The sequence below is a fragment of the Bartonella sp. HY761 genome, from assembly GCF_026743145.1.
In the GTDB taxonomy this organism is placed as follows: Bacteria; Pseudomonadota; Alphaproteobacteria; order Rhizobiales; family Rhizobiaceae; genus HY038.
The window spans coordinates 1,337,435-1,360,118 of record NZ_CP104887.1; the positions used below are offsets into that span (position 1 = coordinate 1,337,435).

Consider the following 22,684-nt stretch of genomic DNA (forward strand, 5'->3'; position numbering starts at 1 on the left):
TGATGTGTTTTCTTTATGCACATAAATGACTTAGCCTCGATAAAAATCAAAGGTTTTAACCATCAATGCTTGGCCTAAAGACACATAATTCATTATCGTTATAACATAACACTTAAAAAACGCAATTTTAAAACATAGCTCATGCATTTTTTAAAAGAGTGACAGTTGGTCAGGGTGGCTTTTGGATGCGCTGGGTGTTTCTAATTCCTGTATTTCGTCCAAAAGATCTTCGCTGCGATAATTGGCATCATTAACCTTGGTAGATATTTTTCTAGCAATGAATTTTTCCGTGTCAGGTGTGGTTAACATGCGCAAGACATCTTCGCCGCGATAGTTGCGTATATCTAACCACGCTTGATAATTTTCTTTTGAAATGATGAGTGGCATGCGTTGATGTATCATTTTTATATCATTATTTGCGGCTGTGGTTATTATGCCTGCAGTGTCAATTTCAGTGCCGTCTGCGCCACTCCATGTTTCAGCAAGCCCAGCAAAGCCGATAATTGGACTATTTTGAGACGTAATGTAATAAGGCTGGCTTTGTTTGCCAGTTGTTTTTTTCCATTCAAAAAAACCGCTCGCAGGAATGATAATTCGGCGGTGGTTAAGAGCATTTCTAAATGATTTTTTTAAATGTACCGTTTCTGCTCTAATATTAATTGTTAGTGGCCATTTATCAGGTTCTTTGACGAAAGCGGGAACAAATCCCCAACGCATTAATGAAACATCATGTGGGGGGAGGTTGCTATTGTCTGGCCTTGTTGCTTCTGGGTACTTTACAATAAGGATTGGCTGTGTTGGAGATATATTATAAAGGTGTGGTATTGCAATTGGAACAATGGCGCCAAATTGCTCTTCAATTTTTGTAATATCTGTTAATAGAGTGAAACGACCACACATTTAATTTCCAGTTTTAAATTAATTGACTTTTATAAGTTTAACTAAGCGAATTAATAAATACAAATACAACAAAATTGTAAATATGTATCGAATTGCGAAAAATTTAATCTTATTTAATAAGTTTTTGACAATTTGAAATTGTGTTGCAGCATGAAGTTGGGGTGACTTTTATCGTGATAAAACGTTTTTTTTCCATTGTTTTTATTCTAACTATTTTGCTACCCGCATCCCATGCTTTTGGGCAAAATGTTAGCTATGATAAAAAAATGATACGTTTATCAGAAGTTTTGGGTTCTCTTCATTATCTTTATAATTTATGCGGCGAAGATACAGCTATTTGGCGTGACAAAATGGATTTATTGTTAAATGCTGAACAAGCTGACGGCGCAAGAAAGACTAAATTAACAGCTGCCTTTAATAGCGGTTTTCGTGCTTTTTCTGAAAATTACTACCAATGTACGCTTGCTGCGTTAAGCGCGATAGAGCTTTATAATGATGAGGGTAAGAAACTTTCCCAAGAATTAATTGACCGCTTTGGTAATTAATTGGTTTTTACATAGATATTCAAAATATGGGATAATTAAAATTATTTCATACACCCTGTCATTGAATACTGCCATTAAAAGATAAATTAACCTTTTTTTCAGTTATCTTACAAGGCCCTAAAGAAATATGCTAGTCTAGGATAAGATTATAGTGTTAACGCTCTTTGCGTACAAATAAAGAGATGACAGGAAATGAAAAATAGTCAATCCGACTTAGCATTAATTATTGCGCAGGAAAAAAAACTTGTTGCAAGTGAAACACAGGCAGAAGCTTGGGCTAATGGTATGTCTAATGGTATTGAACCTGAAATTTTAGCTGAGGTAGCTTTCGTTACTGCACTTGAGCATTTTTTGCTGTTTAAAAAGGAAGAAGAAGCCTTAAATCTTGTGGATGTTATTCGGGAACGGATAATTATGGGAGATTTTCTTAACCATAAGACAGTACAATAACTCAATCATCTTCTATTTACCGCATTGGTTGAACATTTAGCGGATTTAAATAGATTATTTACAGTGCTTATTATCTATAAAATTTGGTAAAAATGTTAAAAAACATCAATAAATTGGTCTTGGTAGTAGGTCTTGCTTTAATTCTAGCAAATGTACCACTGCAAAATGCGTTTTCCAAAACCGATCAGCCAGATTTTCGTGGGATTTTGGATAATAATATACCTGATCCTGAAAGTGCCTTTGGTCCTTTTAATGGTGATGACACCAACAAAAATAGCTTAATCGGCCATTCTTTACCAATTGTTTTATATGATGAAACTGCTTTGCCCGCTAAAGTTCGTGATATGCGTTTAAACATTATTAAAGCGGCTAAGACAGGCGAAATCGAAGCATTAAGACCCTTGCTTGGCACTGGGATTAACGAAACCCAATTAAGGTTGACAGACGAAGAAGGCGATCCAATAGAGTTCTTAAAAGAGATTTCTGGCGATGGAGAGGGACTCGAAATTCTGTCAATTATCATTGACTTACTTAATTCAGGTTACGTCCATCTTGATCAAGGCACTGAACAAGAAATCTATGTTTGGCCGTATCTATTTGCCTATCCAATAGATAAATTAACCAAAGCTCAAATGGTTGAAACTTTCCAGATTATGACTGCAGGTGACTTTGAGGCGATGAAAGACATTGGTGCTTATTCTTTTTTTCGCATCGGTATAACACCAGATGGCAAATGGCAATTTTTTGTTAGCGGTGATTAGGGGCTGAAAGATTATTTTATCACACCGTAAGCCACTCTTGCTCCACCACCAAGTGGTTTGGGATGGCTGTAAAATTTACCTAATTTAGGTGCAAATACCAGAAAATTGGCGTTGCATCACTATCGACCAAATATCGGGGGAAGTTACCAAGATGCCCGTTGTCATCCCAAGGAGTTGAAAGTTTTTTGTTCTTTGGAAGGGGTTAAGTGACTGCTTGCTAAACCGGTGGAATTATCTTTTCGCCATTTAATCTGGATTGCTATGAACATGAAGCCCATGAATGACAGGTGCTAGATATTTTAGATGTGGTATAAATACCAAGTCATAATAAGATAGTTCAACACTAATAGTGCCGAGTTCTTTTCCTGGGCTTTTATTGGTCGCTTCAAAAAAATCTATGTTAATGCTATTTACACAATCATTTTGTTTGTGCTTGTGGAGCTTGTTGTAATGTAAATGCACTAAGCAGCAATGCTATTGTTAAATATTTTTCATTTAATCCCCCTTTTAAATTTAAGTATGCCGATGGTGAGACTTCGCCACGCAATTATTTTTTGACGAAAGCATATTTCATATTTATTGCGTTAATTTATGCGGGTGGAATTTTATATGCGGTAAGTTGATTTTTGTTAATCAAATTTCTACTTGCAAAATAGACCATGGTTTTGCATGGTGAAAGTTATTTCACCGTGGGGATTTATTAATGAAAACGATATTTGCAGCTATAGTTTCTTTTTTGATGCTTTCGACGAATGCTATGGCACAAGAGGCAATGCGCATTCCTGTAGATTCTGCGCCTATCAGTTTTTTAACTGCTAGTGGGGCGCATAATTACTCTGTTGAAGTTGCTCAAAAACCTCAGGAGTTGGAAGCAGGTCTAATGTTCCGCAAGGATTTACCTCATGATAGAGCTATGCTTTTTGTTTTTGCAGTCCAGCGCGATGTTATGATGTGGATGAAAAATACTCCTTTACCACTTGATATGGTTTTCGTTGATAATAATGGCAAAGTTGTTTCACTTGCTTATAATACAACACCAGAATCAACTATTCTTATTTCTTCAGGTTTTCCAACTCGCTATGTTGTTGAATTGAATGCTGGTGAGATTAATAAGATGAATTTAAAGCAAGGTGATTGTGTTGTTCACCCTGCAATAGCAGTAAAATGTGTCAGGTAATAATTTATGCTAAAAGATGATGTGAATTTTTTTGAAAGTGATGGTTACACTCTTGCCTATCGCGATAAAGGAAATGGGCAACCTATTTTACTCATTCATGGTTTTGCATCATCTTCATGGGTTAATTGGGTTGCACCCGGGTGGTTTCGTACGTTGAATGATGCTGGTTATCGGGTAATTGCCATTGATAATCGCGGCCATGGATTTTCACAAAAAATTCACGATGAAAAAGCCTATACACCTGAAGCAATGGCCGATGATGCGGTTCGTCTTCTTGATCATCTTGGTATAGAAAATGCGCATATCATGGGTTATTCCATGGGCGCAAGAATTACAGCATTTGCTTGTTTACGACATGCAGCACGAGTGCAAAGTGCTATTTTTGGCGGTCTTGGCATTGGTATGGTAACAGGTGCTGGACGATGGGAGCCTGTTGCTGAAGCTTTGTTGGCTGACGATATTGCAAGTATTAGCAGCGAACGAGGTTTGATGTTTAGAAAATTTGCAGATCAAACCCAAAGTGATCGCTTAGCTTTAGCTGCTTGTGTTATTACGTCAAAAAAGGAACTCACCGCAGCTGAAGTTTTTCAAATAAAACAACCCGTGCTTGTGGCTGTTGGCAGTACTGATGAAATTGGCGGCGATCCCGTTGCTCTAGCAGCTTTATTACCTAATGGTGAACCCTTGGTAATTGAAGGGCGAGATCACATGTTGGCAGTAGGTGATAAAATATATAAAAAAGGTGTTTTGGAATTTCTCGCTCGTCATCCTATTGGTCGCAGATAGATTTTGTCTGATAGGTGCCGTTAAATTAGCTTTATAGTGACGATTGGAAAGATGAGCTAGATGAATTCTTCTGCCACTCTTATTTCTTTTGATAGAAAATATGACATTGATGATTTATGGAGCCTCATTTATTCAGAGGCAGAAGCGGCTGTAGTCAATGACCACACCATGTCGGGGTTTCTATATCCCTCTGTTTTAAATCATCAAAGTTTACGTACGGCAGTGATTAATCGGCTTGTTGATCGACTTTATCATTACGATCTTGATCAGGACGTGTTACGGCAAACTTTAACCGAGGCTGCCGCAACGATTGAAAATTTTGATGAAATGTTAAGTGAAGATATTGCTGCAGTTTTTGATTTGGATCCAGCCTGTCATCGTTTAATGGACGCCTTATTATATTTTAAAGGCTTTCATGCCTTGCAAACCTATCGACTTGCCAATGCTTTATGGCAGGCCGGGCGCATAGATTTTTCCTATTATTTGCAAAGCCGATCCTCTTCAGTTTTTCAAACAGATATTCATCCTGCTGCAACCATTGGTAAGGGTATTTTTCTTGATCATGCCACGGGTTTAGTTATTGGTGAGACTGCTGTTGTTGAAGATCATGTTTCTATCCTTCATAGTGTAACATTAGGTGGTACTGGCAAGGCTGGCGGTGATCGCCATCCTAAAATTCGGCATGGTGTTTTGATTGGTGCAGGTGCAAAAATTTTAGGCAATATTGAAGTTGGTCATTGTTCAAAAATTGCTTCAGGTTCTGTTGTTTTAAAAGATGTACCTGCAGGTGTTACCGTTGCCGGCGTGCCAGCGCGCATCATCGGTGAGGCGGGTTGTACTGAGCCTGCACGCAATATGGACCAAACCTTAATTGCGGGAGATGGCATTTAAGTATACTTATTCATGATTTGATTATCAATCATTGCTAAGTTGTTCTAAATAATCTTTTAAAACAACCGCATTATTATGTTCGCTGTCATGAGCTGCAAAGAGTAAGCTTACGATGTTGTGTGTCTTTATACTGTCTATAAAGGCTTGTATTTTTATATTATTTTGATCAAGTTCTTTCTTATATTTTTCAGTAAATTCGGGCCATTTTTCAAGGTCATGATTAAACCATTTACGTAAATCTGCACTTGGTGCGATATCTTTGCACCAATCATCTAGTTTGGCTTTGTCTTTTGTTAGACCCCTTGGCCACATGCGATCTACAAGAACTCTCCAACCATCGTCATTTGTTGGCGTTTCATAGATATGTTTAATGTGTAATTTCAAAACTATGCCTTTTAGATTAATCAATGCGAAAATAATCAATAATAGTCAATGTCTTTATGTCTGAAAAAATATAAGAGCGTTTTAGCTATTATCTCAATTAATGGGGCTTAAGGCTAAGTGACAACAAAGCTAAAAAATCTGTAAATAGATTTTTAATGGTGCGGTCGAGAAGACTCGAACTTCCACGGGTTGCCCCACAGCGACCTCAACGCTGCGCGTCTACCAATTCCGCCACGACCGCACGTGGTAGAAGCTAAAATAAATCAGCTAGCGGCATGTAACAAATGTGTAACTTTATGACAAGCACTTTTTTTTAAATATAACAATTTTTTTAGATCTTTGTAATCTTAACGCTTAAAAGAAGCAATATGTTTCCTAAAAGGTAAGGCAAGTGCGTTTAACGAGTAAAATTTAAAGCAAAGATGCCCAATTATCTCATTAAGCCATTATTCATTGAACCTTTAACAATAGTGGTTTGCCGTTTTTATCTTGAATGCTTCGATAAAAACAACTTTGTCTGCCCGTATGGCATGTTGGTCCGTGCCCCTCTACTTCAACTTTAAGCAAAAGTGCATCTTGATCACAATCGACAAGAATTTCTTTTATGTGTTGCATATTGCCTGAAGTTTCGCCTTTCTTCCAAAGTGACTGGCGAGAGCGTGACCAATAATGAGCAATGCCAGTGCTTAAAGTAAGCTCCAACGATTCTTTGTTCATATATGCTAGCATCAAAACTTCATTGGTTACATGGTCGCAAGCAATGGCTGTAATTAAGCCATTTTGGTCAAAGCGCGGCGCAAACATATCGCCTTCTTCCTGCTTTTCCTTATCAATAAAAGGCGAAGAAAATTTTTCAGATTTCATCGAAATCCCCTTATCATATTCATGAATTGCGCTTGTTCTTGCGGATTATTTTCATAATGACCACGAAATGCAACCGTTATTGTTGTTGAACCCTGCTTTTTTACCCCGCGCATTGCCATGCATAAATGTTCCGCTTCAACTAAAACAGCGACACCGCGCGGCTTTAAATTATTGTTGATTGCATCGGCTACTTGGGCGGTCATTGTTTCTTGCGTTTGCAGTCGGCGGGCAAAAACATCAACGACTCTTGGCAGTTTTGATAGGCCAACCACGCAATTATCAGGAAGATAAGCAATATGGGCTTTGCCAATGATCGGCACCATATGATGTTCGCAATGGGAAAAAAATTCAATGTCACGAACAAGTACTGGATCATTATAGCCAGCGACTTCTTCAAATACTGTTCCTAATATATCTTCTACCGATTGCTCATAACCGCCAAATAATTCACCATAGGCTTTGGTAACGCGTGCAGGAGTCTTAACCAAGCCTTCACGATCGGGATTTTCGCCTGCCCATAATAGCAATGTGCGAACGGCTTGTTCAGCCTCTTCACGACTTGGGCGTTTTTCAATAGATAATGGTTTTTTACTAACGGGATTCTGCACGAAAACATCCATTCTAAATTTCAAACTTTTGCTTAATTTTACTCGTTAGCTTTATAAAATAATCATAAAGCTAACAGTCAACACTTAATCACTTACGGCCCTATTTAGTTCCCTTTATTCTTTACTAAATAACATAAATTAGAAAATATCTAAGAGTGGCAGTAAGCTCATATGGTCTATTAATTTGAATCGGTTATAATTGATATGACTTCATATTGGAGAATATATAGTTTACCTTTATATGGCATTAAAGGAATTTCAATCCTATATAATGGTTTATTCGTGGAACGAAAGTCCCAATCACTGGATTTAGATGGATTTGGTATCAATAAATTATGATTGATGACATTTATAATAGCAAAATATTATCAGCGGCAGCTCATATTAGCCTAACTGGTCGCCTTAGTGATGCTGATGCGTCATCGCGCCAGCACTCCAAAATTTGTGGGTCGATTATTACTGTCGATATTAAAATAACTAATGGCATTGTTATAGAATTTGCCCAAGAGGTGCGCGCTTGTGCATTAGGGCAAGCCTCAGCATCGTTGCTAGCCAATCATGTTATTGGTGCAAGTACTCAAGAGTTGATGGAGCTCAGAGATGTTATGTATGCCATGCTTAAGGAAGATGGTCAGCCGCCAATAGGCAAGTTTGAAGAACTCGGTTGTCTGCAGCCGGTAAAGGACTTTAAAGCCCGTCACGCATCAACTCTGTTAGTGTTTGACGCAGTTGTTGATTGTATTCAGCAAATTGAAATCACAACTTAGAAACCAAGGGCAATGATAGATCAAAAACGCTATAATCGCAATTATGATGGTCCATGGCGCAAAACACCAGGGCGCATTATAGGCATTGTGTTTATTCGCTTTTATCAGCTCACGCTTTCATCATTGATTGGCAATCAATGTCGCCATCTACCCACATGTTCTGAATATACTTATGAAGCAATAGCGCGTTTTGGACTGTGGAACGGCGGTTTTATGGGGTTATTTCGTATTATGCGTTGTGGCCCGTTTGGAACCCATGGAATTGACCCTGTGCCGGTTGTCTTGGATGATTATTATAGATGGTATTTACCATGGCGCTTTTGGAAAATTGCAAAGCAAAAAAAAGATTCGAAAAAATGCAATTGCAAGGATAAGGTTGAGTGATTATTTATTTAAAGCAATTGGTTAAGTTTGAATTTCAATCTTGTTTATGAATGTTTTTAGCCTGATTTTTCTAATTGAAAAAGGCTTCATTAAAGAATGAAACCTTCTTATCATTTTATAAATTTTATATATCTTATTGCAAGCACTTTTTATTGTTTAAGCAATTTCACCAAGGCAGACATATTTAATTTCAACAAAGTCATCAATGCCAAAATGTGATCCTTCGCGGCCAAGTCCAGATGATTTGATGCCTCCAAATGGCGCTTCCGCTGTGGAAATAAGCCCAGTATTAACGCCAACCATGCCATATTCCAAAGCTTCACTAACGCGGAATACGCGGGCTAAATCCTTAGCATAGAAGTAGGATGCAAGACCAAATTCGGTATCATTTGCCTGTTGGATAACGTCATCCTCATTAAAAAAGCGGAAAAGAGGTGCAACAGGGCCAAAAGTTTCTTCACTGGCAACCAACATATCCTTGGTTACATCAGCAATAACAGTTGGTTCAAAGAAAGTGCCACCAAGGGCAGATGGCTTACCACCGGTTAATACACGTGCACCTTTGCTGACCGCGTCTTTAACATGCTGCTCGACCTTTTTAAGGGCAGGCTCATCAATCAGCGGCCCAAGAATAACGTCTTTTTCCATACCATTGCCAACTTTTAATTTAGCAATTGCATCGGTTAATTTTTTAGCAAATATGTCATAAACACCATCTTGCACGTAAATACGATTTGCGCATACGCATGTTTGACCATTATTGCGGAATTTAGCAATAATACTACCAGCAACAGCTGCATCAATATCGGCATCATCAAAAACAATAAAGGGCGCGTTGCCACCAAGTTCTAGACCGAGTTTTTTAATTGTCGGTGCGCATTGTGCATAAAGCATTGCACCAACCTCGGTAGATCCAGTAAAGGTCAGTTTGCGTATAATTGGGCTGTCAGTCATAACTTTGCCAATTTCTCTCGCGCTACCAGTCACCACAGAAAAAAGACCGGCAGGAATACCTGCACGCTCGCCAAGTATAGCAAGGGCAATGGCTGAAAACGGAGTTTGAGACGCAGGTTTTAACACCATGGCGCAACCAGAAGCTAAAGCAGGGCCGGCTTTTCTGGTAATCATTGCATTTGGAAAGTTCCACGGTGTAATAGCGGCTACTACACCAATTGGCTGCTTCATCACTAGGAGACGTTTGTCCCGCTGATGACCGGGGATGATTTCACCATTAATGCGGCGTGCTTCTTCAGCAAACCAGTCAATAAAGCTTGCACCATAGTCAATTTCGCCAATAGCTTCATTAAGTGGTTTACCTTGTTCAAGGGTGAGAATTTTGCCAAGATCTTCTCGGTTCTCTACCATAAGATTGAACCATTTACGCAAAATAAGCGAGCGTTCCTTAGCCGTGCGTTTTGCCCATTCTTTTTGAGCTGTTTCAGCAGCTTTAATCGCTTCCAGAGTCATTTCCTGTGTACAGTTAGGAATATAGCCTAAAATTTCGCCCGTTGCAGGGTTAGTAACTTCTGTGCCATTATCTTTGCTGCCTGCAATCCATTTGCCAGCGATATAGGCGGCCTGTTTAAAAAGTGTATTGTCTTTCAACATAATATCAATCCTATCCCATTGCTTCTTATTCAATATTTTTGGCTTTACGGGAAAGCCAATCTGCTTAATTACAGCGAGGAAACTAGAGCACCTAGTTGTTGTAACTTAAATAATTGTGCTCTAGTGTCTTTTGTATTTAATGCTAGGTATTGAAAAAGCGCAAATTAACTTGCCGCTTTAACTTCGCGGATTGATTGCTCTAAAATATCAAGAGCTTCATTAAAAATCTTATCTTCAACCGTGATTGGCGCCAAAAAGCGGATAACATTGCTATAGACACCACAGGTAAGCAAGATAAGCCCTTTTTCGAGAGCCTTAAGACGGATTTTATTCGCAAAGTCAGCTGATGGCTTGCCATTTTTGTCAAAAAATTCAACTGCTGTCATGAAGCCTGGACCACGGATATCCTTGATTTCTGGCACATCATCCTGAATTGAAGCCAAACGTTGGCGCAAGCGCGAGCCAAGCTGGTTTGCTCTTTCACAAAGCCCTTCTTCCTTAATTACATCAAGCACAGCTAGAGCTGCTGCAATGGCTAATGGATTACCGCCATAGGTGCCACCAAGGCCGCCCACGCCTGGGGCATCCATGATTTCAGCCTTGCCAGTAACTGCTGATAGTGGGAAACCGCCAGCTAAGCTTTTTGCCATAGTGATAAGGTCTGGGGCTACGTCATAATGATCCATGGCGAAAAGTTTGCCTGTTCTTGCAAAGCCTGTCTGTACTTCATCAGCTATCATAACAATGCCGTGTTCATCACAGATTTCGCGAACGCGATTCATTAATTCTGCTGGTGCTTGATAAAAACCACCTTCACCCTGAACAGGTTCTAGAATAATGGCTGCAATGCGCTTTGGATCAATATCTGCTTTAAGCAGCGTATTTAACGCGTTTATACTATCTTCAACGGTTACATCATGTACTGAATAAGGGTAGGGAATATGGTAAATATCACCAGGCATTGCGCCAAAGCCAACTTTATAAGGGACGACCTTACCAGTTAAAGCCATGCCCATAAATGTACGGCCATGAAAACCACCGGAGAACGCAATAACGCCATCACGCCCTGTATAAGCGCGAGCAATTTTAATCGCATTTTCAACCGCTTCAGCGCCGGTAGTTACAAAAACAGTTTTTTTCTTAAAATTACCAGGTGTTGCTGCATTGAGTTTTTCAGCAAGCTCCACATAATTCTCATAAGGCACAACCTGATGGCAAGTATGGGTAAAGCGATCAAGCTGCTTTTTTACCGCTTCAATAACTTTTGGGTGGCGGTGGCCAGTGTTAAGCACTGCAATACCCGATGCAAAATCAATAAAGCGGCGGCCTTCTGCATCCCAAAGTTCAGTATTTTCTGCTTTATCTGCAAAAATTGGCGTAGTTACACCAACGCCGCGCGCAACGGCATCTGAGCGGCGCTTTGAAAGTTCTGCATTTCCCATGATTAAAATCCTCCATATTTGCTTAAAAACTGTATGATTGGATCAAAAGATAATTAGGTTGGAATTATTATAGATCATCCTAGCACTTATCATTTTGACACTGTTGAGGATAGAATAATCTATTTTTTCTCAAAAAATATAGACAATCTGTATAATTATATTTTATTATTTATACGTTTGGGATATTGGTTAGCTCTTTTATTATTGAAATTACACGGAAAATATTTTGGCAATTTTTAAAGCGAGCCATATTTTATTGCGGTTATCAGCATTTTGGATATCAAGACCGGTAAGGTCATTAAAGCGTTCCATGCGGTTGCGAATAGTGTGGCGGTGGACATTAAGCTTTTGTGCCGTTTCATGGAGGTTAAATCCACTATCCAACAACATCTCGATGGTCGTAAGTAATTCAGCAGATAGGTCTTTGTGAAGTATGGCGTTTTTGAAAGCTTTGGCTGAGATGGGGTCCAATGAACCAAGCATGGTTTCAATTGCCATATCATCGCTATCATAAAGGCCTGCTGTTGAGTTTTGCGCCAACATTTGTGCTTGCCGTAAGCCCGTATGCAGTTGATCTGCTTTAACTGGTTTACTAACCCCTATGCTACAATTGGGACAAATAGTCAGCAATGGTGCTAAAAGCTGTTTAGGAGATAATCGTGATGAAATTGCAAAAAAAACAATAACTTCATTGTTGTAAATCTGAATTATCGAGCCTTTTGGTAAGTTCGTGGCAATTAAATCTGCTGTCTTTTTCAAATGACCATTAAGGGGTAGTATAACACTAAGTCCGAAATTGCTATCAGGGTCAAAGCCAAGTGAAAAAAGCTTGTGCCTTATTTCTTGTAAAGGTAAAAATGATTGCATCAGCATGGAAAATATATCAATTTTTAAACGGCTTTCAGCCCGGTTTACCGCATTGGTGCGATTGATAATAATTCTTGCTGCCAAAATCATTTCATGGATAAATGCCTTATCGGTTAATGAAAAATCTTGCGATTTGCGTTTAATGCGCAATTCAATTGTATTGGTGCAGGAAAAGCTGGTAAAATCATTATGTTGGTTTATTGCTTCCTTTGCTTTGGCGCCCTTACTGCGTACGGCCTCGGCTAAGATATTTTTATCCTGCTCAATGATTTGGCAGTCTGCCAATAAGCTATTGGCTAGCCGCATAGTAATATCGGAAAGCTGTAATTTTTCATCAATGGCATCGTCAAGAATTTGGCTGTAATAGGATGTATTGCCAAGTTGGCTTGGCTTATCGACAAGCTGTTCTGCTGCAATTTGTGTTATATGGGCAAAACTTAATTCATAAGGCACTTCGCATAAGGGAAGTTTAAGAGCATTTGCTCTTTCAATCATGATGGCTGGAATTTTACTAAATTTAAGCCCTATACCAAACCCAATGCCAGCAACTCCACTTGAATAGAGTTGATCCATGTAGCGGATCATTGCCGCATCATCATTAAGGTTCCAACCTGATATGAGATTAAACTCACCACCTCTTAACCAACGGCGTGGTTCGGGATTATCGGAAGCAATTACCCAGTTAATACGGTTTTTAAGCCCCTCAAGACCTGCAATGGGAATGAGAGCAGGTTTAGTCATGCTACAAAGGCGTTCAACGGTTAGGGGCATAATTTATAATCTTTAAGTTTTGCTTTTAGTTATTTACAATTAAATGAACTATAAATTTTTACATCATTTCAGCATATTCATTTATAGTATTTGCTCTAAAAATGTTTTTGTTCGGGCATTTTGCGGATTGGTAAAAAGATTTGTTGGAGTATTTATTTCCATAATTTGTCCCTCATCCATGAAGATAATGCGATCTGCTATTTCGCGAGCAAAAGCCATCTCATGGGTAACACAAATCATTGTCATACCAGTTTTGGCAAGTTCCTCGATTGTATCTAAAACTTCTTTTATCATTTCAGGATCAAGCGCCGAGGTCGGTTCATCAAAAAGCATAATTTTAGGGCTCATACACAAAGAACGAGCAATTGCTGCACGCTGCTGTTGTCCACCCGATAATTGTCCGGGATATTTATTGGCTTGATCCTTGATGCGGACCTTATCCAAATAATCCAGTGCTAAATCATTCGCAGTGCTGCGGTTCATATGGCGAACCCAAATTGGGGCTAAAGTGCAGTTTTCTAAAATGGTCAAATGGGGGAAAAGATTGAATTGCTGAAAAACCATACCAACTTCACTGCGAACCTTATCAATATGGCGGCTATTGGAATCAAGCTGGATACCCTCAACCGTGATTTGTCCGCTCTGATAGGATTCCAATGCATTTATGCAACGGATCATGGTTGATTTACCTGATCCTGAGGGACCGATAACCACTATTTTTTCACCCACCGTGACAGATAGATTAATATCACGCAAAACATGGTTGTCACCAAACCATTTATTGACCGTTTTCATTTCAACGGCAAGTGGACTGTCATTTGTTTGGTCAATCATGATGTTATTCATTTCATTAGTTTTGTAATTTTCTTGAGGCATTGAGATGGCGCTCGATAAAATGGGCATAGCGTGACATGGCAAAGCAAAATAGCCAAAAGATAAAGCCGGCAAAAATATAGGCGGTTGCAGGTGTTACCGGACTTATCCAATTGGGTTGTAGGGTGGCATTTTGGGCGGCACCAAGCAAATCTTGCATATTAATCGTATAGATCAAACTGGTATCTTTAAACATGCCAATTAAAATATTGATGACGCCGGGGATAACAAGGCGAAAAGCTTGTGGCACAATGATAAAGCTAATCATTTGCCAATAATGCAGCCCAAGCGACCATGCGGCTTCATATTGTGCCTTAGGCACTGCTTGCAAACCGCCACGAATAACTTCTGCAATATAGACTGAGGTAAAGAGCGCGACCGCAATGAGTGCTCGTAAAAAATTATCAAAATTTAAATCTTGCGGAAAAAATAATGGCAACATGACATTGGCAACAAAAAGCACTGCCACCAAGGGTACACCACGCAAGGTTTCGATAAAAATTACACATAAAAAGTGAATGATTGGCTTTTTCGATTGCCGCCCAAGTGCCAGTAAAGTGCCAAGCGGTAACGAAACGATTATGCTGGAATAGGCAATGATTAAAGTTGCAAGTAAACCACCCCAACGCGCAGTTGGCACGCTCGTTAATCCAAACGCACCACCATAAAGCATGATATAGCAAAAGATTGGTACAAAAATAAACGATAATATGGCGTTGATGACTTTGAACCTTGCTCTTGGTATTAATAGTGGAATATTGACTATAATCACCAATAGCAATGCGCAATGAACCCGCCATAATTCGCTTTGTGGGTAAATACCATATAAAAATGAACTCATATTAGCGCGGACAAATGCCCAACATGCGCCTGACCAACCATTGGGTTGAACGCCGCCTTGTATGATAGTTGCGCAAGCTGCACGATCATTGCCTATCCAGCTAGCGTCAATAAACAACCAACGCAAAGTTGGAATGGCGGTGTAGATCAAGGCAATTAACAAAAATATGGTTATTATGCCATCAAGTGGATTTGCAAATAGTCGGCGTTTTAACCAATGGAAAATACCGCTTTGGCGTTTGGGCGGCGGTAGGGCAGGTAGCAACTGCTTACGAGAAAAGGCGCTAATTTTTTCCATTTTTAGCGTCCTTTCAAACTGGTTTTATAATTAAACCAATTCATCATCAGTGAAATAAGCAAGCTAAGGCTTAAGTAAACGATTATCCAAATAACGGTTACTTGAATGGGCTGCCCTGTTTGATTGTAGATGGTGTTACCAATGCGCATAATCTCGGTATAACCAATAGCTGTTGCAAGTGAAGTGTTTTTCATCAAGCTCATATATTGGCTAGAGAGTGGTGGAATAATGATGCGCAAGGCAAGCGGCAAAACAATAAGCCTTGTGATAAGGCGAGGCTTTAAACCAAGTGAAGCTCCAGCTTCCTTGTAGCCATAATCGACACCTTGGAGGCCACTGCGCACAATTTCTGCAATTAAAGCCGATGTGTAAATGGAAAGAGCTAAAAATAATGCGGTAAATTCTGGGGTTATACTTGTGCCGCCGCTGATGTTAAATCGCCCTGCTTGCGGTATATTAAAGCCTGAAAATTGTAAAATTGGCATAAGAAGTAAAAAAGTGGCAATAATAACTAAAATATAAAATGGCCATAAAATCTGGGCTTTACCGCTTTGCTCAAAGCGTTTTTTGCTCCAATGACGCAAAGAGATACATAAAAGAAGGCTAATAATAACTGCTACTGCAAAACTCAGCATAATCAGCCAACCACTTTGGCCAAATATCGGCTGCGGCAAAAAGATACCACGTTGATTGATAAAAACATTAAACGGTAGTGCAATACTGTCACGCACCGATGGTAGCAAAGCTTGAATTATTGCAAAATACCAAAAAAATATCACCAGAAGTGGAGGAATATTACGAAAAGTTTCAATGTAAAACAGGCAAATTTTTGAAACTAACCAATTATTAGATAGCCGACCAATGCCAATTAAAAGCCCCAATAGGCTCGATGCTATGATGCATAGAACGGCCATCACTATTGTATTGACAAAGCCAGCAGCTAGCGCTGTGAGATAGTTGGAATCTTCGCTATAGGGAATAAGACTATTGGGAATAGAAACACCCGCGCGCTGTAATAGAAAGCCAAAGCCCGCAGTCATATTATTGGCTTGCATATTGGTAATCGTATTGGTGATAATCCACTGTGCCGTTAGTCCAATAAAAACAATTACTAGCAATTGAATAAGAAAACTAACACTCAATATGGAACGCAAAAAGGTGCGAAACGCACCTTTTTTTATCGGGGAGGGCCGTGGTTGAATAGGTACCAAGAGTACAATGCCTCATAAAATTATATTGGTAAGTAAAACAAATTTTAAAACAAAACGGGTGCGCAATACCCGATTTATTTACAAGGTTTTAACGAATAGGCACGCCATATTGTAAACCACCCTTGGTCCATAAGGCATTGATACCACGTGAAATTTTAAGCGGCGTATTTTGGCCTATGTTGCGCTCAAAAACTTCTCCATAATTACCAACATTTTTAATGATTTTGATAACCCAATCCTGATCAAGTCCTAAGTCCTTACCAATATCGTTACCTTGCTCTGCACCAAGCATGCGCTTAATGTCGGGATTATCAGATTTTGCCATATCATCAACATTAGAACTGGTGATACCAAATTCTTCGGCGTTAACCATTGCATAATGAGTCCAACGAACAATATTTGCCCATTGCGCATCGCCTTGGCGTACAGCAGGACCAAAAGGTTCTTTTGAAATGATTTGCGGTAAAACAACATTTTTATCAGGATTTGCTAATTGCAAGCGAGTTGCATAAAGCGATGATTGATCTGTCGTATAAGCGTCACAACGGCCAGCATCATAAGCCGCATTGACTTCAGTGAATTTTTCAAAAACCACTGGTTCATATTGCATTTTATGGTTGCGGAAATAATCTGCTAAAGTCAATTCAGTTGATGTACCAGATTGAACACATATGGACGCACCAGAAAGTTGCAAAGCAGAAGTTACGTCTTTTAACCGGTCAGAATTAATCATAAAGCCTTGGCCGTCATAATAATTAATTCCAGTAAACTCGATACCAAGTGACGTATCGCGGCTCATCGTCCAAGTTGTATTGCGGATTAGCACATCAATCTGCCCCGATTGAAGCGCAAGAAAACGCTCTTTGGCGGAAAGAGGCACAAATTCTACTTTGGATTTATCTCCAAAGATAGCCGAAGCAACTGCGCGGCAATAATCTGCATCAAAACCTGTCCAATTGCCTTTTCCATCTCTGATCGCAAAGCCAGTTAATCCTGTATTGACACCGCATACCAAATGACCACGGGTTTTTACTGCACGCAAGGTCGCACCAGCATTTTCAAGCTTAGGGTCGCCCAATGTTACCTTCATTTCGCTAGTAACAACAGTGCCTTTAACTGGTGCTTGAGCTGCTTCAGTTTGTGCATTTGCCAATTGACTTTGAAAGCCGCTTATCGTTGTTATCGCCAATAAAGCTGTCAGAAATTTGGTATTTATTGCCATAATCACCCTCTTAGATTTAGTTTGCAGTTACAATATCCATTTGGAACGAAGTTTGATTGCAAGTTCAAGCAATTTTTTCCATTGTTTTCTTGCAAGTTAGCATAAAAATAATCTAATCTAAACATCAAATTTGGTTCCATAGGTCGTAGAGCCTAAAAAGAGGATAATAAGGCAATGGCAAAAACTAAAGATATGGATAATTGGGGTGTTAATACAAAACTCGCTCATGGTGGATATAATCCCCATGATTATCACGGTTTTGTTAATCCACCAGTGGTCCGTGCCTCAACCGTTCTTTTTCCTGATGCCAATACAATGGCTTTGGAGAACCAAGCCTATACTTATGGTACCCATGGTACAACAACCACCGATGCGCTTTGCCATGCAGTTGATCTTCTTGAAGGCTCAGCGGTTACCGTGTTAACGCCATCCGGTCTTGCAGCCATTACTATGCCGCTGCTTGGTGCGCTAAGCAGCGGTGATCACCTACTTATTACGGACTCCGTCTATTTTCCGACGCGTCGTTTCGCTGATACGATTTTAACGCGCATGGGAGTTGAGGTTGAATATTATGATCCTTTAATTGGTGCCGGTATAGAAAAGCTCTTTAAAGACAATACACGAATTGTCTTTACCGAGTCGCCTGCATCCAATACCTTTGAAATGCAGGATATTCCTGCAATTGCCGCAGCTGCCCACAAAATTGGCGCTATCGTTATGATGGATAACACATGGGCAACGCCGCTTTTATTTAAAGCGTTAGATTATGGGGTTGATATTTCGATTAATGCCGCGACCAAATATCCTGCAGGTCATGCGGATGTGCTGATGGGAATGGTATCCGCCAATCAAAAATATGCTGAACTTATCAAAGATGCCCACAAAATTACTGGCATGAGTGTATCAGGTGACGATGCTTATCTCGTTTTGCGTAGTATGCGCACCATGAATATACGCCTTGCTCATCAAAGTAAAACAACAATTGCTCTTGCTTCATGGCTAGAAACTTTGCCGCAAGTTGCTGAAGTCTTGCATCCGGAATTGCCAAGCAATAAGGGACACGCAATTTGGTGTCGTGATTTTAAAGGTTCAGCCACTATTTTTTCCATTGTTTTGAAAAATGGGGGTATTGAAGAAGCAAGTCGTTTCCTTGATAGCTTGCAGCTTTTTGGGCTAGGCTATTCATGGGGCGGTTATGAAAGCCTTGCAGTTCATGTTAACTTAAAAGACCGTGTAGTCGCCAAAAAAGATTATGCAGGGCCTGTTTTGCGCTTGCAAATAGGTATTGAAAATTTTGAAGATTTGCAAAAAGACTTACAAAATGCAATCAATGCAACTGGCTTATAAATAACTCCATTTTTTAATTAATACCCAATGAAGCTATAAGACAATGTCTACTGATTCATTGGGTATTTAATGGATGGGAAGTCGATGAAGATGTGCAAAAACTGTCCCTTTACAACTGGCTTTCCTTGCTGTGATATCTATGTCGGCAAGCCTAGTTGCTAATGCATGTATTCGTTTTGTATATCATGGTGCAGATGATAAAGTTATTTTTGCTTGTTTTATATTCTATGTGAATGCAATACCAAAAAGTGAAAGTCCAATTGAAGCCATTGCAAGTGTTTTCAGTGTTCTTTGCAATATATTTGTTCCTTACGGATTTACGACACCAAATGAGCCTAATATATCGTCAACGCGCTGGCGCCCAGTGCCGCATCATAAACGTAAGCTCTATTTTTTAAAGCAACCACTACTCCCAATATATTCTGAGCAGATTTGACAAAGGTAGATTTTACTAAGGCTACCGGTAAGGTTATGAAACTTGATTTGGGGTTCCACCATACGCATATCTATTCAGGCATGGCCAATAAAAAAATTTAAGGAAGCTGCTTTATTCAAGTTTTTTGGACTATAATTTTTTAGGCTATAAATTAAATTGATTTGCACCCTGTTAAATTACAAAGCTATATCGAATAATTACATAAAATGGCTTTCGATCTTGATAATAAGCTAAGTGTGATAACCAACTTTATTGTGGCCGATGATAATGACAATATAATGATTGAACTGATATCATTATTTAAAATGGGGGCAGGTTGAAATGACAAAGCTGGCGAAAGTTGAAGATGTTGTTAATTCATCAGAGTTAAAAAAGCGGCTTTATGAAGTCATTGGCGATGAAAAATCGAATTGCACCGATGTACAAAAACGCGAAGCTATAAGACGCGAATTAAAACAAGCTCTTGTTGCTGGACAAAAGGGCTGTGAAATTCAACTTTTGCTTGATGGTCACGGCCGTTTATGTGCCAAGCGTCTTAGCTTGTTAATTGATATTATTATTGATGCACTTTATGATGTGGTGATAAAAAAAATATTCAAATTGCAAAATCCGTCAAATGGTGAGCGTATAGCTTTAATCGCTGTTGGTGGTTATGGTCGCGGTACGCTTGCCCCTAGTTCCGATATCGATCTTTTGTTTTTGCTTCCCTATAAGCAAACGCCATGGGGCGAACAAGTCATGGAATTTATCCTTTATATGCTTTGGGATATTGGCTTGAAAGTTGGACATGCAACGCGCAATATTGATGAAACGATACGTATGGCGCGTGAAGATATGACCGTTCGCACTGCACTTTTAGAAATGCGTTTTTTAAACGGCAATCAACCACTCTTTCAACAATTATCTGATCGGTTTAACGCAGAAATAGTGAAAGACACAGCACCACAATTTATCCGCGCTAAATTGATTGAGCGTGATGAGCGACATAAAAAAGCAGGACAAACACGCTATTTGGTTGAACCCAATGTTAAGGAAAGTAAGGGTGGCCAGCGCGATTTGCAAACTCTCTATTGGATAACGCGATATTTTTATGGTGTCAAAACCCCAGAGCAATTGGTTAAAATCGGAATTTTATCGCGTCAAGAATCCAATATCTTTAAAAAGGCCGATGATTTTTTATGGGCTGTGCGTTGCCATATGCATTTTTTAGCCGGCAAAGCCAATGAACGTCTGTCTTTCGATATTCAGCGTGATATCGCACATCGACTTGGCTATACTGCCCATCCAGGCCAAGAAGACGTCGAACGCTTTATGAAGCATTATTTTCTGGTGGCTAAACAAGTTGGCGATCTAACCCGCATTATTTCAGCAGCGCTTGAGGAAGATCATGCTAAAGCAGTGCCAGGCATAAACCAAATATTTTTAACTTTTTCCAAGCGAAAGAAGAAAATTAAAGGTAGTGATGATTTTATCATTGATAATCAGCGTATTAATATTGCCAATGCCGATGTTTTTTCAACAGACCCAGTTAATTTGATCCGTATTTTCCAAATCGCCGATCAACATGGTTTTGAATTGCATCCCCATGCTATGCAACAAATGACGCGATCTTTGAAGTTAATTACCAACGAAGTGCGTGAAAATAAAATTGCCAATGGTCTATTTTTAGATGTTTTAACCTCGCCACGCAATCCTTCCCTTATGCTGCGCCGGATGAATGAATCGGGTGTTTTAGGTAAATTTATACCCGATTTTGGTAAAATTGTTGCTATGATGCAGTTTAGTATGTATCATCATTATACTGTGGATGAACATTTGTTGCTATGTGTTTATTATTTAAGTGAAATTGATAAAGGGAATAACCTTGTAGAACACCCTTTAGCAACTGGTCTAATCCCCCAATTAAAAAATGAACGGCGGCTTTTATATATTGCTGTATTCCTGCATGATATTGCAAAAGGGCGACCAGAAGATCATTCTATTGCTGGCGAAAAAATTGCCCGAAAACTATGCAAAAGATTTGGTCTATCATCCACAGATTGTGAAACGGTTGCATGGCTTATTCGCGAGCATTTGACCATGAGTATTGTAGCGCAATCACGTGATTTAAATGATCGCAAAACCATCAATGATTTTGCCGATGTTGTTCAAACAATGGATCGTCTTAAACTACTGCTAATCTTGACAATTTGCGATATTAAAGGGGTAGGGCCAGGCGTTTGGAATGGCTGGAAAGGGCAGTTGTTACGGACACTTTATTATGAAACAGAAATTGTTTTAACCGGTGGTTTTTCAAAAGAAACACGCTTTGAGCGAATTTTGGAGGCTAAGGCTGAATTAGCTGTAGCTCTGCAGAATTGGCAAGAAGAAAAACTTAATGCCTATATTGAGCTTTTATATCCCAATTATTGGCTCACAGTATCATTGGACGATAAAATACGCCACGCTAATTTTATTACCCATGCTGATGAAAATGAAAAGACCTTTGCTTTTATGGCAAAATTGCATAATTTTGAAGCGGTAACTGAACTAACGATTCTTGCGCCAGATCATCCAAGGCTTTTATCAGTTATTACCGTTGCTTGTGCAGCAGCCGGAGCCAATATTGTCGATGCCCAAATTTTTACAACTTCTGACGGGCGTGCTCTTGATACGATTTTGCTTAGCCGTGAATTTGAACTGGCTAGTGATGAAGAGCGTCGCGCGCAAAAGATCGCTGATGCCATTTCATCACTGTTAAGAGGAGAGGCGCGACTAACTGAGTTTATAGCAGCGCGCGCAAAGCCAAAAAAAATGGCAAAAGCTTTTTCTGTTGCCCCGCGCATTGAGATTAATAATACGCTGTCTGATAAGTTCAGCGTTATAGAGGTAAAAGGCTTAGATAGACCGGGTTTATTATCAGAGTTAACTGGGACAATTTCTAATTTGTCACTAGATATTGCATCTGCCCATATTACTACTTTTGGCGAAAAAATTATGGATACATTTTATGTGACTGATTTAGTCGGGCATAAAATTGATAATATAGCAAGACAAAGGACAATAAAGCGAAGATTAAATCAATTATTTGGTGATGAAGGTTAGTTATTAAAAAGCGGCAATTTAAAAATGACAAATTTATTAGTAGTATTATATAAATGTCAATTAAACCAAAATATTAAATTATTTTAATGAATAAAAATTAAGTGTTAAAATATATCAAATCAAAGTGAATAATAAATTTTGCAGTTTTTTAGCCATAAATGATTTATA

General features: G+C 39.2%; 21 protein-coding genes, 1 tRNA gene and 1 pseudogene. 11 read left to right on the forward strand and 12 right to left on the reverse strand.

Features of this window, described 5'->3' with window-relative positions; all coding sequences use genetic code 11:
* Positions 1 to 150: 150 nt before the first annotated feature.
* A complete protein-coding gene (locus N6A79_RS05630; RefSeq protein ID WP_268547312.1) occupies positions 151 to 900 on the reverse strand; it encodes an SOS response-associated peptidase in 750 nt (249 codons plus the stop codon).
* Positions 901 to 1,073: 173 nt separating this feature from the next.
* Here N6A79_RS05630 and N6A79_RS05635 point away from each other — a divergent pair, with 173 nt between their 5' ends.
* The 6 genes from N6A79_RS05635 (at position 1,074) to cysE (ending at position 5,510) form a co-directional block, all read left to right on the forward strand.
* Positions 1,074 to 1,445, forward strand: coding sequence for a TIGR02301 family protein (locus N6A79_RS05635; RefSeq protein WP_262080283.1), 372 nt, complete (start codon positions 1,074 to 1,076; stop codon positions 1,443 to 1,445).
* A gap of 192 nt (positions 1,446 to 1,637) precedes the next feature.
* Positions 1,638 to 1,895 carry a hypothetical protein gene (locus N6A79_RS05640; RefSeq protein ID WP_262080285.1) on the forward strand — a complete coding sequence of 86 codons (258 nt, stop codon included), beginning with the start codon at positions 1,638 to 1,640 and terminating at the stop codon, positions 1,893 to 1,895.
* A 92-nt stretch (positions 1,896 to 1,987) separates the two neighbouring features.
* Complete coding sequence (locus N6A79_RS05645) at positions 1,988 to 2,656, forward strand: hypothetical protein (protein WP_268547313.1); 669 nt, start codon at positions 1,988 to 1,990, stop codon at positions 2,654 to 2,656.
* 703 nt (positions 2,657 to 3,359) lie between these two features.
* On the forward strand, positions 3,360 to 3,833 hold the full coding sequence (locus N6A79_RS05650) for a DUF192 domain-containing protein (RefSeq protein WP_182419297.1): 474 nt from the start codon (positions 3,360 to 3,362) through the stop codon (positions 3,831 to 3,833).
* A 6-nt stretch (positions 3,834 to 3,839) separates the two neighbouring features.
* A complete protein-coding gene (locus tag N6A79_RS05655) occupies positions 3,840 to 4,619 on the forward strand; it encodes an alpha/beta fold hydrolase (protein ID WP_182419298.1) in 780 nt (259 codons plus the stop codon).
* A 60-nt stretch (positions 4,620 to 4,679) separates the two neighbouring features.
* The gene (gene cysE / locus N6A79_RS05660; RefSeq protein ID WP_182419299.1) at positions 4,680 to 5,510 is read left to right on the forward strand and encodes a serine O-acetyltransferase; all 831 of its coding nucleotides are present in this window, start codon (positions 4,680 to 4,682) and stop codon (positions 5,508 to 5,510) included.
* A 24-nt stretch (positions 5,511 to 5,534) separates the two neighbouring features.
* On the opposite strand, the gene N6A79_RS05665 is transcribed toward cysE, so the two are convergent.
* The 4 genes from N6A79_RS05665 to folE all read right to left on the reverse strand — a co-directional run bounded on the left by N6A79_RS05665 (position 5,535) and on the right by folE (position 7,378).
* Positions 5,535 to 5,894, reverse strand: coding sequence for a DUF488 domain-containing protein (locus N6A79_RS05665; protein ID WP_182419300.1), 360 nt, complete (start codon positions 5,892 to 5,894; stop codon positions 5,535 to 5,537).
* 156 nt (positions 5,895 to 6,050) lie between these two features.
* Positions 6,051 to 6,135 (reverse strand) — tRNA-Leu (locus tag N6A79_RS05670).
* 209 nt (positions 6,136 to 6,344) lie between these two features.
* Positions 6,345 to 6,758 (reverse strand): phosphoribosyl-AMP cyclohydrolase, encoded by a 414-nt coding sequence (gene hisI, locus N6A79_RS05675; protein ID WP_182419301.1) that lies wholly within the window; start codon positions 6,756 to 6,758, stop codon positions 6,345 to 6,347.
* The gene (folE, locus tag N6A79_RS05680; RefSeq protein ID WP_182419302.1) at positions 6,755 to 7,378 is read right to left on the reverse strand and encodes a GTP cyclohydrolase I FolE; all 624 of its coding nucleotides are present in this window, start codon (positions 7,376 to 7,378) and stop codon (positions 6,755 to 6,757) included. The genes hisI and folE overlap by 4 nt, the downstream gene beginning before the upstream one ends.
* Before the next feature lie 323 nt (positions 7,379 to 7,701).
* Between folE and N6A79_RS05685 the strand changes: the two genes are divergently transcribed.
* Both N6A79_RS05685 and yidD read left to right on the forward strand, forming a co-directional pair.
* Entirely contained in the window at positions 7,702 to 8,133 is a 432-nt protein-coding gene (locus tag N6A79_RS05685; protein WP_268547314.1) for an iron-sulfur cluster assembly scaffold protein, read from the forward strand.
* A gap of 12 nt (positions 8,134 to 8,145) precedes the next feature.
* A complete protein-coding gene (gene yidD, locus N6A79_RS05690) occupies positions 8,146 to 8,517 on the forward strand; it encodes a membrane protein insertion efficiency factor YidD (protein ID WP_182419304.1) in 372 nt (123 codons plus the stop codon).
* A gap of 156 nt (positions 8,518 to 8,673) precedes the next feature.
* Here yidD and N6A79_RS05695 read toward each other — a convergent pair whose 3' ends face one another.
* The 7 genes from N6A79_RS05695 to N6A79_RS05725 all read right to left on the reverse strand — a co-directional run bounded on the left by N6A79_RS05695 (position 8,674) and on the right by N6A79_RS05725 (position 17,517).
* Positions 8,674 to 10,128, reverse strand: coding sequence for an NAD-dependent succinate-semialdehyde dehydrogenase (locus N6A79_RS05695; RefSeq protein WP_326848770.1), 1,455 nt, complete (start codon positions 10,126 to 10,128; stop codon positions 8,674 to 8,676).
* 161 nt (positions 10,129 to 10,289) lie between these two features.
* A complete protein-coding gene (locus tag N6A79_RS05700; RefSeq protein WP_268547316.1) occupies positions 10,290 to 11,567 on the reverse strand; it encodes a 4-aminobutyrate--2-oxoglutarate transaminase in 1,278 nt (425 codons plus the stop codon).
* A 210-nt stretch (positions 11,568 to 11,777) separates the two neighbouring features.
* Entirely contained in the window at positions 11,778 to 13,205 is a 1,428-nt protein-coding gene (locus N6A79_RS05705) for a PucR family transcriptional regulator (protein ID WP_268547317.1), read from the reverse strand.
* 81 nt (positions 13,206 to 13,286) lie between these two features.
* Positions 13,287 to 14,108, reverse strand: a complete 822-nt coding sequence (locus N6A79_RS05710; RefSeq protein ID WP_442784257.1) for an amino acid ABC transporter ATP-binding protein — start codon at positions 14,106 to 14,108, stop codon at positions 13,287 to 13,289.
* Positions 14,056 to 15,216, reverse strand: coding sequence for an amino acid ABC transporter permease (locus N6A79_RS05715; protein WP_268547319.1), 1,161 nt, complete (start codon positions 15,214 to 15,216; stop codon positions 14,056 to 14,058). Before N6A79_RS05715 ends, N6A79_RS05710 begins: the two co-directional genes overlap by 53 nt.
* 2 nt (positions 15,217 to 15,218) lie before the next feature.
* Complete coding sequence (locus N6A79_RS05720) at positions 15,219 to 16,427, reverse strand: amino acid ABC transporter permease (protein ID WP_268547320.1); 1,209 nt, start codon at positions 16,425 to 16,427, stop codon at positions 15,219 to 15,221.
* A gap of 88 nt (positions 16,428 to 16,515) precedes the next feature.
* On the reverse strand, positions 16,516 to 17,517 hold the full coding sequence (locus tag N6A79_RS05725; RefSeq protein WP_182419668.1) for an amino acid ABC transporter substrate-binding protein: 1,002 nt from the start codon (positions 17,515 to 17,517) through the stop codon (positions 16,516 to 16,518).
* 306 nt (positions 17,518 to 17,823) lie between these two features.
* Between N6A79_RS05725 and metC the strand changes: the two genes are divergently transcribed.
* The 3 genes and pseudogenes from metC to N6A79_RS05740 all read left to right on the forward strand — a co-directional run bounded on the left by metC (position 17,824) and on the right by N6A79_RS05740 (position 22,516).
* A complete protein-coding gene (metC, locus tag N6A79_RS05730; protein WP_268547321.1) occupies positions 17,824 to 18,996 on the forward strand; it encodes a cystathionine beta-lyase in 1,173 nt (390 codons plus the stop codon).
* Between the two features lie 223 nt (positions 18,997 to 19,219).
* Positions 19,220 to 19,567, forward strand: a pseudogene (locus N6A79_RS05735) (linear amide C-N hydrolase); the annotation flags it as partial.
* 186 nt (positions 19,568 to 19,753) lie between these two features.
* Positions 19,754 to 22,516 (forward strand): [protein-PII] uridylyltransferase, encoded by a 2,763-nt coding sequence (locus tag N6A79_RS05740; RefSeq protein ID WP_268547322.1) that lies wholly within the window; start codon positions 19,754 to 19,756, stop codon positions 22,514 to 22,516.
* Positions 22,517 to 22,684: the final 168 nt, after the last annotated feature.